We start from the raw sequence: 10,760 nt of genomic DNA, 5'->3' as shown, positions 1-10,760 counted from the left end.
CGAGGTCCGGTAACATCATTAACCAGAGCCCTCAAAGCTTTGAGCCGGAACATCGATCTTCTCTGGTAGTTCGTCCTGGTCCGGGGATGGTGGGGCTCGAGACTCCTACAGTAGGTTGACACGATCGTGAGTCTGGGGTCGCTTGACGCGGGTAGAGGGGCTGTGCTAATATAGGAAGGCGCTGTCGGTAATCATATTTTTCGTAGCGGAACCGCGCGGCCATTCGGCAGGAATGGAAGCAGTGGGTTTTTATTGTTTTTCTCGAGACTTCCTCAAGACGCTCTTCCGGGAGGGGCTAAAGACTTTATGGCAATTCCTTCGTTCAAAGAAGGTTCAGGAGAACGGGTAAGCTACGGCAAACTTCAGGAGATCCTTCCTCTGCCTGACCTTCTAGAGATCCAGCGCAAGTCTTACCGGTGGTTTCTGGAGAAGGGTTTGCGGGAAGCTCTGGCTGATATTTCTCCCATCCGAGACTTCACCGGTAACCTGATTCTGGAGTTTTTGGATTACACCTTGGGGCCGCCGAAGTACTCCGAGCAGGAGTGCAAGGATCGAGACATGACCTATGCGGCTCCCTTGCGGGTCAAGGTGCGCCTTATCAACAAGGAGACGGGGGAGATCAAAGAGCAGGAGGTCTTCATGGGGGATCTCCCCTTGATGACCGAGCGGGGCACTTTTATCATCAACGGGGCCGAGCGGGTGGTAGTGAGTCAGTTGGTCCGTTCTCCCGGAGTTTACTACGGGGAGCAGATAGATCCCACGGGGAAAAAACTTTACACCGCTACCATCATCCCCAACCGCGGAGCTTGGCTGGAGTTTGAGACCGATGCTGCCGACGTCATCTGGGTACGGGTGGACCGCACCCGCAAAATCCCGGCCACCACGCTGGTGCGGGCGCTGGGCTACCCCACCAACGCTCATATCCTGGAGCTGTTTGATCACGACAAGTTCATCCAGGAGACTTTGAGCCGCGATCCTTCCACCAACCAGGAAGAGGCCCTTTTGGAGATTTACAAGCGCTTGCGTCCGGGTGAGCCGCCGGCGGTGGACAACGCGCGGGCTCTTCTGGAGAGCCTCTTTTTCGATCCCAAGCGCTACGACCTGGGGAACGTGGGGCGTTATAAGCTTTTCAAGAAGCTGGGACACGGCGTACTTTACCGCTTCAAGCAAGAGAACGGTCCGCAGGAATGGGACCCTTACCTTAAAAAGATGGTTCCCAAGGACCGGGAGTTCATCCGGGAACTCTTGCCGGAGGACATCGTGGCCACCATCCGCTACCTGCTCAAAGTTATGCGCGGCGAAGGTCAGGTGGACGATATCGATCATCTTGGGAACCGACGGGTGCGCTCGGTGGGTGAGCTCTTACAGAACCAGTTCCGTATCGGGCTGGCGCGCATGGAGCGGGTGGTCAGGGAGCGCATGACCATCCAGGACGTGGAAGTGGTGACCCCGCAAGTTCTCATTAACATCCGCCCGGTAGTAGCAGCCATAAAGGAATTCCTGGGGTCGAGCCAGCTTTCCCAGTTCATGGATCAGACTAACCCTCTCTCCGAGCTCACGCACAAGCGGCGTATCTCGGCCCTCGGGCCGGGAGGATTGAGCCGGGAGCGGGCAGGTTTTGAGGTGCGGGATGTGCACCACTCCCACTACGGGCGTATTTGCCCCATAGAGACGCCGGAAGGTCCTAACATTGGCCTTATTGGTAGCCTCACTACCTACGCCCGAGTGAACGAATTCGGCTTTATCGAAACCCCTTACCGGCGGGTGGATAAGGAGAACCGGCGGGTCACTGACGAAATCGTCTACCTCACGGCGGACGAGGAGGAGCAATACGTGATCGCGCAGGCCAACGTGGCTCTGGACGAAGAGGGGCGCTTCCTGGAGGACCGGGTGAGTGCCCGGTACAAGGGCGAGATCCTGGTGGTTCCGGTGGAAGAAGTAGATCTGGTGGACGTTTCTCCCAAGCAAGTGTTCAGCGTGGGAGCTTCGCTCATTCCCTTTTTGGAAAACGACGACGCCAACCGGGCTTTGATGGGGGCCAACATGCAGCGCCAGGCGGTCCCCCTCATCCGGACGGAGGCGCCGCTGGTAGGCACGGGCATCGAAGAGAAGGTGGCCCGCGATGCAGGAGCGGTGGTGGTGGCCCGGCGCTCCGGTACGGTCACCAAGGTCACGGCCAACGAGATCGTCATCACCACCGATGGAGGGGAGACCGACCGCTACCCGCTGCGAAAGTTCCAGCGCTCCAACCAGGGTACCTGCATCAACCAGCGCCCCATCGTTAAGAAAGGTGAGCGGGTAGAAGCGGGGCAGATCATAGCGGACGGCCCCTGCACCGATCGCGGGGAGCTGAGCTTGGGAAGGAACGTGCTGGTGGCTTTCATGCCCTGGGAGGGCTACAACTACGAAGATGCTATCCTCATAAGCGAGAAGCTGGTGAAGGAGGACTTCTTTACCTCCATTCATATAGAAGAGTACGAGTGCGAAGCCCGGGACACCAAGCTGGGGCCGGAAGAAATTACCCGGGACATCCCCAATGTGGGTGAGGACGCCCTGAAAGATCTGGACGAGCGGGGCATCATCCGTATTGGGGCAGAGGTAAGACCGGGCGATATCCTGGTGGGCAAGGTCACTCCCAAGGGGGAGACCGAGCTTACGGCGGAGGAGCGGCTTTTGCGGGCCATCTTCGGGGAAAAGGCCCGCGAGGTACGGGACACCTCCCTGCGGGTTCCCCACGGTGAGTCGGGCACGGTGGTAGACGTCAAGATCTTCAGCCGGGACAAAGGGGATGAACTCCCGCCGGGGGTCATAAAGCTGGTGCGGGTCTATGTGGCCCAGAAGCGGAAGATCTCGGTGGGCGACAAAATGGCGGGAAGGCACGGGAACAAGGGCGTGGTGGCCCGCATCCTGCCGGAAGAAGACATGCCCTTCCTGGAGGACGGTACACCGGTGGAGATCGTCCTCAATCCCTTGGGGGTACCTTCTCGGATGAACCTGGGTCAGGTACTGGAAACCCACTTGGGGTGGGCGGCGAAGAAGCTAGGGATCAAGATCTCCAGCCCCATCTTCCACGGGGCTACGGAGGAAGATATATTCGAGACGCTGGAGCGGGCCGGTTTACCTCGTAACGGTAAGGTGATCCTTTACGACGGCCGCACGGGGGAGCCCTTCGATAACCCGGTGACCGTGGGTTACATATACATGATGAAGCTCGCCCATCTGGTGGACGACAAGATCCACGCTCGCTCCACCGGTCCCTACTCCCTGGTCACGCAGCAGCCGCTGGGTGGAAAGGCGCAGTTCGGCGGCCAGCGCTTTGGAGAAATGGAAGTCTGGGCGCTGGAAGCCTACGGGGCGGCTTACACTCTGCAGGAGATGCTTACCGTGAAGTCGGACGACGTGGTCGGGCGGGTGAAAACCTACGAGGCCATCGTTAAGGGCGAGAACGTGCCGGAGCCGGGTGTGCCCGAATCTTTCAAAGTGCTGATCAAGGAACTCCAGAGCCTGGGGCTGGATGTTCGGGTGCTCTCCAGTCGCGGCGAGGAAGTGGAGCTGAAAGACACCGATAGCGAAGGGGAGCCTGTAGAGAAGACGGAGTGGGACTTCCAAAAACTTTACGAACTGACAGAAGAGGAGCCAGCGGAAGAGAAAGAGGAGAAGGGCGAAGCCAAGAGAAAAACGAGGTGAGGATAGGTGCTGGAACTTGACCGTTTCGATCGCATACGTATAGGGCTGGCTTCACCGGAACAGATCCGGGCCTGGTCGTATGGCGAAGTGAAGAAGCCGGAAACCATTAACTACCGGACGCTGAAGCCTGAGCGCGACGGGCTTTTCTGCGAGCGCATTTTCGGCCCCACTAAGGATTGGGAGTGCTACTGTGGCAAGTACAAGCGGGTAAGGTACAAAGGGGTCATCTGCGACCGCTGCGGCGTGGAAGTGACGCGGGCCAAAGTGCGTCGCGAGCGCCTGGGTCACATCGAGCTTGCCGCCCCTGTTTCCCATATTTGGTATTTCAAAGGAATCCCCAGCCGCATGGGGCTTTTGCTGGACATGTCTCCCCGCGCCCTGGAGAAAGTGCTGTACTTCGTCAACTACATCGTACTCGACCCGGGCGACACTCCTTTGGTGAAGAAGCAGCTCTTGACCGATGCCGAGTACCGGGAGTACCGGGAAAAGTACGGCGACTCCTTCCGAGCCGGCATGGGCGCGGAGGCTATAAAGGAGCTCCTGGCGGAGATCGATCTCGACCAGCTTGCTCAGGAGCTCCGGCAGGAAATTAAAGAGAGCACGGGGCAGCGGCGGGTGAGGGCCATAAGGCGCCTGGAGGTGGTAGAGGCCTTCCGCAAATCGGGCAACCGGCCCGAGTGGATGATCCTGGAAGTGCTGCCGGTCATACCGCCGGAGCTACGCCCCATGGTGCAGCTGGACGGCGGGCGCTTCGCCACCTCCGACCTCAACGACCTCTACCGGCGGGTGATAAACCGGAACAACCGCCTCAAGCGCCTCTTGGAGCTGGGGGCACCTGACATCATCGTGCGCAACGAAAAGCGCATGTTACAAGAGGCGGTGGATGCCCTTATCGATAACGGCCGGCGGGGACGGCCGGTCACCGGACCCGGCAACCGCCCCTTGAAATCCCTGAGCGACATGCTTAAGGGTAAACAGGGGCGCTTCCGCCAGAACCTTCTGGGCAAGCGGGTGGATTACTCCGGCCGCTCGGTCATTGTGGTCGGGCCCACGCTCAAGCTGCATCAGTGCGGCCTGCCGCGGGAAATGGCTCTGGAACTGTTCAAGCCCTTCGTGATGCACAAGCTGGTGAAGAAGGGACTGGCCCACAACATCAAGAGTGCCAAGCGCATGGTGGAGCGCATGCGGCCCGAGGTCTGGGGCGTTCTGGAGGAGGTGGTCAAAGACCACCCTGTACTCCTTAACCGCGCTCCCACCCTACACCGCTTAGGCATCCAGGCTTTCGAACCGGTGCTGGTCGAGGGTAGAGCTATTCAGATCCATCCTTTGGTCTGCACTGCTTACAACGCCGACTTCGACGGCGACCAGATGGCGGTGCACGTGCCCCTCTCGGCAGAGGCCCAGGCCGAAGCCCGGCTCTTGATGCTCTCTACCAACAACATCCTCTGCCCCAAGGACGGCAAGCCCATCACCATCCCCACCCAGGACCTGGTGATCGGCATTTACTACCTTACTTTGGAAAGGCCGGGAGAGGTTGTGGAGGACCGGTACTTTGCCGACCCGGATGACGTCGTCCGGGCCTACGAGATGGGGTTCGTACCCCTTCAGGCCCGGGTAAGGGTGCGCCTGGCGGGAGTGAAGCTGCCGGAGCGCTGGCTGGAAACCACTCCGGGCAGGCTCATCTTCTTCCAGGCGGTGCCGGAGCCTCTGCTTTTCAAGTGGGACGAAGAGGGTAACCGGGTTCTCACCTCGCTTGCCCAGCGTATCTTGAGCGAGGCGGTAGATAAGAAGCTTCTGGTGGAAATCATAGACCGCTGCTACCGGCGCCTGGGCTTCGCTCAGACGGCCGAATTCCTGGACAACATAAAGGAACTCGGCTTTCGCTTTGCCACTCGGGCGGGTCTTACCATCGGCCTGGAGGACCTGGAGGTGCCGCCGGAGAAGCCGCAGGTTCTGGCCGAGGCGGAAAAGGAGGTGGAGGAGGTCGAGCGGCAGTACCGGCGGGGACTCATCACCAAGGAAGAGCGCTACCGCAAGGTCATCGGCATATGGAGCGCCGTGACTGAGCGTATCAAGAACCTGCTGGTACAGAGGCTTGACCGCTTCAACCCCGTTTACATGATGGCTATATCTGGAGCGCGAGGTAACATCCAGCAGATAAGGCAGCTGGCCGGCATGCGGGGTCTGATGGCCGATCCCTCCGGCCGGATTATCGAGGTGCCCATTAGGGCCAGTTTCCGCGAGGGGCTTACCGTGCTGGAGTACTTCATCTCCACGCACGGCGCCCGCAAGGGTTTGGCCGACACCGCCCTGCGCACCGCCGACTCCGGTTACCTCACCCGGCGGCTGGTAGACGTAGCTCAGGATGTCATCGTGCGGGAAGAGGACTGCGGTACCGACGACTACATCGAAGTGGAGGAGATCCGCGACGGCAACGAGGTTATCGAGCCCCTGGCCGACCGGATCCTGGGCCGCATTGCGGCGGAAGACGTAGTGGATCCTGAGAAAGGAACCCTCATTTGTGCCAAGGGAGAGGAGATAGACGAGGACGCGGTGGAAAAGATAACGGCGGCCGGGATAAAGAAGGTGAAGGTGCGCTCGGTACTCACCTGTCGCACCCGGCACGGGGTTTGTGCCCGCTGCTACGGTCGCGATCTGGGAACCGGCTTCCTGGTAGAGATCGGTGAGGCGGTGGGGATCATTGCGGCTCAGTCCATAGGCGAGCCCGGCACTCAGCTTACCATGCGCACCTTCCACACCGGCGGCGTGGCGGGCGAAGATATCACTCAAGGTCTACCACGGGTGGAAGAGCTCTTCGAGGCCCGGCGGCCGCGGGGCCAGGCCATTATAGCTGAAGCAGCTGGCGTAGTGGAGGTGCGGGAAGTCAAGGGGCGGCGGGAGATCGAGCTCGTCAAAGACGACGGCGAGCGGGTGGTCTATCAGGTCCCCTTCGGTGCTCGGATTAAGGTCAAGACGGGCGACCGGGTAGAGGCCGGCGACGAGCTCACCGAAGGCTCGGTCAACCCGCATGACCTCTTAAGGATAAAGGGAATGAAGGCGGCGCAACTTTACCTCTTGCGAGAGGTGCAGCGGGTCTACCGCATGCAGGGGGTGGAGATCAACGACAAGCACATAGAAATCATCATCCGCCAGATGTCCAAGAAGATAAAGGTAGAGGATTCGGGGGACACCGAACTCCTGCCGGGCAGTCTGGTGGATTGGTATGAATTTGAGGACGAAAACGCCCGGGTGAGGGCCTTAGGTGGGCAGGAGGCCGTGGGCCGCCCGGTGATCTTAGGCATCACCAAGGCTTCCCTGGCCACGGACTCTTTCCTGGCAGCAGCCTCCTTCCAGGAGACCACCCGGGTGTTGACCGATGCGGCCATCAAGGGCAAGGTCGATCCTTTGCTTGGTCTCAAAGAGAACGTGATCATAGGCAAACTCATCCCTGCGGGTACGGGCCTCAACCGCTACCGCAGCATAAAGGTGGTTTCCGAGGAGGAGAAAAAGCTTTCGGCTGAAGAGGCTTAAAGCTTATTGACAGCATTAGGGGCAGGATGCTACACTGATAAAGCGTGTGGGGGCATGGAGGGATGTATAGTGCCCTATGCGCGCATAAGCCAGGCACGCAAAAAGACCGTAGGATCACGGCAAACGCTAAAAGCAGTAGAACGGGGGCAAGCGAAAGTAGTATTCGTGGCTGCTGACGCGGAAAGCTGGGTTACCGAGCCCATAGTGCAGGCGGCTAAAGAGAGAGGGATTCCCATAGAAGTGGTGCCCTCGATGAAGGAGTTGGGAAGGGCTTGCGGCATTGAGGTGAACTGCGCCTCGGCAGCTGTACTGGAAGATTAAAGGCTTGCCCCCTGGTACGGTTGCTTGGATAACCAGGGGGCAATCTTTTGCCTGTTAGGCGGGAAAAGCTTACCGGAGAAAGGAGGTGGGGATTAAAGATGCCGACGGTAAACCAACTGGTGCGTTATGGTCGGGAAGTGGTGCGCAGCAAATCTTCGGCTCCGGCTCTGCGCGGCTGCCCACAAAAGCGGGGGGTGTGCGTGCGCGTTTACACCACCACTCCTAAAAAGCCCAATTCGGCCCTGCGCAAGGTGGCCCGCGTGCGGCTGACCAACGGCATGGAGGTAACGGCCTACATTCCGGGCATCGGGCACAACCTGCAGGAGCACTCGGTGGTGCTGGTGCGCGGTGGCCGCGTGAAAGACCTACCGGGGGTGCGTTACCATATCATCCGGGGAGCCCTGGATGCTGCTGGCGTGCAGGATCGGCGCCGGGGGCGCTCTAAATATGGAACCAAGCGGCCCAAGAAGTAAGGAAAGGAGGTGTAAAGTAAACCATGCCGCGCAGAGGTCCTGTACCGCCGCGGGAGATTGATCCCGATCCGGTGTACGGGAGCAAGCTTGTTGCCAAGCTTATCAACAAAGTGATGCGCGACGGAAAAAAGAGTATCGCGGAGTGGATCTGTTACGGAGCTTTCGATCTTATCCGGGAAAAGACGGGTAAAGATCCGGTGGAAGTACTGGAAAAGGCCGTAGAGAACGTCAAGCCGGTACTGGAAGTCAGGCCGCGGCGGGTGGGCGGTGCCACCTACCAGGTACCCATTGAGGTGCGCCCGGAACGGCAGGTGTCGCTGGCCATCCGCTGGCTGGTGGAGTACGCGCGGCAGCGTCAGGGTAAGAGCATGATCGAAAAGTTGGCGGCGGAAATCCTGGACGCTTATAACGGCACGGGCGGAGCGGTGAAGAAGCGGGATGAGACCCACCGCATGGCTGAGGCCAACCGGGCCTTTGCCCACTACCGGTGGTAAGGGGGTTTTGGAGTCTTGCCGAGAGAGTATCCTTTGGAGAAAGTTAGGAACATAGGAATAATGGCCCATATCGACGCCGGGAAGACCACTACCACAGAGCGCATCCTTTACTACACCGGGCGGATTCACCGCATCGGCGAGGTGCACGATGGTACGGCCGTCATGGACTTTATGCCCCAGGAGAAGGAACGGGGTATCACCATAACCTCGGCGGCTACTACCTGCTTCTGGCGGGGGTACCGGATTAACATTATTGACACGCCCGGGCACGTGGATTTTACGGTGGAAGTAGAGCGCTCCCTGCGCGTGCTCGACGGGGCTATAGCTATCTTTTGTGCTGTCGGCGGGGTGGAGCCTCAGAGCGAGACCGTATGGCGGCAGGCGGATAAGTACCATGTTCCCCGCATCGCCTATGTCAACAAGATGGATCGCGTGGGGGCTGACTTTTTCCGCGTGCTCCAGATGATGCGGGAGCGCCTGGGGGCTAATCCGGTAGCCATCCAGCTCCCCGTCGGGGTAGAGGATAGTTTTGTCGGCGTGGTGGACCTCATCCGGGAAAAGGCGCTCATCTACGTCGACGAACTGGGGACTCGGATCGAGGAAAGGGAGATCCCTGATGACTTGAAGGAGCTGGCGGCCGAGTACCGGGAAAAGCTCCTGGAGGCGGCAGCCGAGGCCGATGAAGAACTCATGCTCAAGTACCTGGAAGGGGAGGAGCTCACCCCGGAGGAGATCAAGCGGGGCTTGCGCATAGCTACCCTTACGGGTAAGGCGGTACCGGTGCTCTGCGGGGCTTCCTACCGCAACAAAGGGGTGCAGCCGCTGCTTGACGCGGTGGTGGACTTCCTGCCTTCTCCCATTGACATCCCGCCGGTTAAGGGAGTGAACCCCGAGACTGGTGAGGAGGAAATCCGCGAAAGCCGCGATGATGCCCCCTTCACCGCCCTAGCTTTCAAGATCATGGCCGATCCCTATGTGGGGCGTCTCACCTTCTTCCGGGTTTACTCTGGCACCCTCCGGGCGGGAAGCTACGTTTACAACGCTACCCGCCGGAAGCGAGAGCGTGTAAGCCGCATATTGCGCATGCACGCCGACCACCGGGAGGAAGTGGAGGAAATTTACTCTGGGGAGATTGCCGCAGCGGTAGGTCTTAAGGAAACTTTTACCGGCGACACTCTCTGTGACGAAAAGCACCCCATATTACTGGAGTCCATGGAATTCCCCGATCCGGTCATTTCGGTGGCAATAGAGCCCAAGACGCGAGACGACTACGATAAGCTGGGTCCGGCCCTGAGTCGCCTGGCGGAGGAAGATCCCACCTTCCGCACCCATGTGGATCACGAAACGGGGCAGACCATCATCTCCGGTATGGGGGAGCTTCACCTAGAGATCATCGTGGACCGGCTCCGCCGGGAGTTTAAGGTGGACGTCAACGTGGGCAAGCCGCAGGTAGCCTACCGCGAAACCATCACCCGGCCGGCTAAGGCAGAAGGGAAGTACATCCGGCAGACGGGTGGTCGGGGTCAGTACGGCCATGTGTGGCTGGAGATTGAGCCCCTGCCGCGGGGCTCGGGCTTCCAGTTCCACAACAAGATCGTGGGCGGCGTGGTGCCCAAGGAGTTCGTACCCGCGGTGGAGGCCGGGGTACGGGAGGCCATGGAAAACGGCGTCCTGGCCGGCTACCCGGTTATCGACGTGAGCGTTTCCCTGGTGGACGGCTCCTACCACGAGGTGGACTCTTCGGAAATGGCCTTCAAGATAGCTGCTTCGCTGGCCTTTAAGGAAGCTGCCAGGCAGGCGGGCCTGGTACTGCTCGAGCCCATGATGAAGATCGAGGTAATAACTCCGGAGGAGTACTTGGGCGAGGTCATCGGCGATCTCAACGCGCGCCGGGCCCAGATCGAGGGACTGGAGGCGCGCGGGCCGGTAAGGGTGATAAAGGCTTTTGTGCCTTTGGCCGAGATGTTCGGCTACGCCACTACCCTTCGCTCCCTCACCCAAGGGCGTGGTTCCTACACCATGCAGTTCGATCACTACGCCGAGGTACCGCGGAACATCGCGGAGAAAATCATCCAGAAGGCAAGTTAAGGAGGAGGAAGCTTTATGGCCAAGGAGAAATTCGTTCGGACCAAACCGCACGTCAACGTAGGGACCATTGGGCACGTAGACCACGGCAAGACCACCTTAACGGCAGCCATCACCCTGGTGCTTTCCCGCCACGGTTTGGCCAAGTTCACCAAGTACGACGAGATCG

At 59.6% G+C, this 10,760-nt stretch carries 7 protein-coding genes; all 7 read left to right on the top strand.

Translation table 11 applies throughout. From position 1 onward, the window contains the following. Positions 1-306: 306 nt before the first annotated feature. Complete coding sequence (rpoB, locus tag DXX99_RS10650; protein WP_115793458.1) at positions 307-3,687, top strand: DNA-directed RNA polymerase subunit beta; 3,381 nt, start codon at positions 307-309, stop codon at positions 3,685-3,687. Between the two features lie 6 nt (positions 3,688-3,693). Then, positions 3,694-7,218 carry a DNA-directed RNA polymerase subunit beta' gene (rpoC, locus tag DXX99_RS10645; protein WP_115793456.1) on the top strand — a complete coding sequence of 1,175 codons (3,525 nt, stop codon included), beginning with the start codon at positions 3,694-3,696 and terminating at the stop codon, positions 7,216-7,218. A 69-nt stretch (positions 7,219-7,287) separates the two neighbouring features. Beyond that, positions 7,288-7,539 carry a L7Ae/L30e/S12e/Gadd45 family ribosomal protein gene (locus tag DXX99_RS10640; RefSeq protein WP_115793455.1) on the top strand — a complete coding sequence of 84 codons (252 nt, stop codon included), beginning with the start codon at positions 7,288-7,290 and terminating at the stop codon, positions 7,537-7,539. Positions 7,540-7,637: 98 nt separating this feature from the next. After that, on the top strand, positions 7,638-8,012 hold the full coding sequence (rpsL, locus tag DXX99_RS10635; protein WP_115793457.1) for a 30S ribosomal protein S12: 375 nt from the start codon (positions 7,638-7,640) through the stop codon (positions 8,010-8,012). 23 nt (positions 8,013-8,035) lie between these two features. Further along, positions 8,036-8,506 carry a 30S ribosomal protein S7 gene (gene rpsG / locus DXX99_RS10630; protein WP_115793454.1) on the top strand — a complete coding sequence of 157 codons (471 nt, stop codon included), beginning with the start codon at positions 8,036-8,038 and terminating at the stop codon, positions 8,504-8,506. Positions 8,507-8,521: 15 nt separating this feature from the next. Beyond that, positions 8,522-10,594, top strand: a complete 2,073-nt coding sequence (gene fusA, locus DXX99_RS10625) for an elongation factor G (RefSeq protein WP_115793453.1) — start codon at positions 8,522-8,524, stop codon at positions 10,592-10,594. Between the two features lie 15 nt (positions 10,595-10,609). Further along, the coding region (locus DXX99_RS10620) for a GTP-binding protein (RefSeq protein ID WP_240610912.1) at positions 10,610-10,760 on the top strand (151 nt) is incomplete at its 3' end.

The sequence above is a fragment of the Ammonifex thiophilus genome (assembly GCF_003368535.1).
Lineage (GTDB): Bacteria > Bacillota > Desulfotomaculia > Desulfotomaculales > Ammonificaceae > Ammonifex > Ammonifex thiophilus.
This window is presented reverse-complemented; position numbering and strand designations above follow the sequence as displayed.

What these genes read in the sequence shown, in the direction of transcription:
- rpoB (WP_115793458.1), top strand. Translation starts at nt 307, where the DNA reads ATGGCAATTCCTTCGTTCAAAGAAGGTTCAGGAGAACGGGTAAGCTAC.
- rpsL (WP_115793457.1), top strand. Translation starts at nt 7,638, where the DNA reads ATGCCGACGGTAAACCAACTGGTGCGTTATGGTCGGGAAGTGGTGCGC.
- rpsG (WP_115793454.1), top strand. Translation starts at nt 8,036, where the DNA reads ATGCCGCGCAGAGGTCCTGTACCGCCGCGGGAGATTGATCCCGATCCG.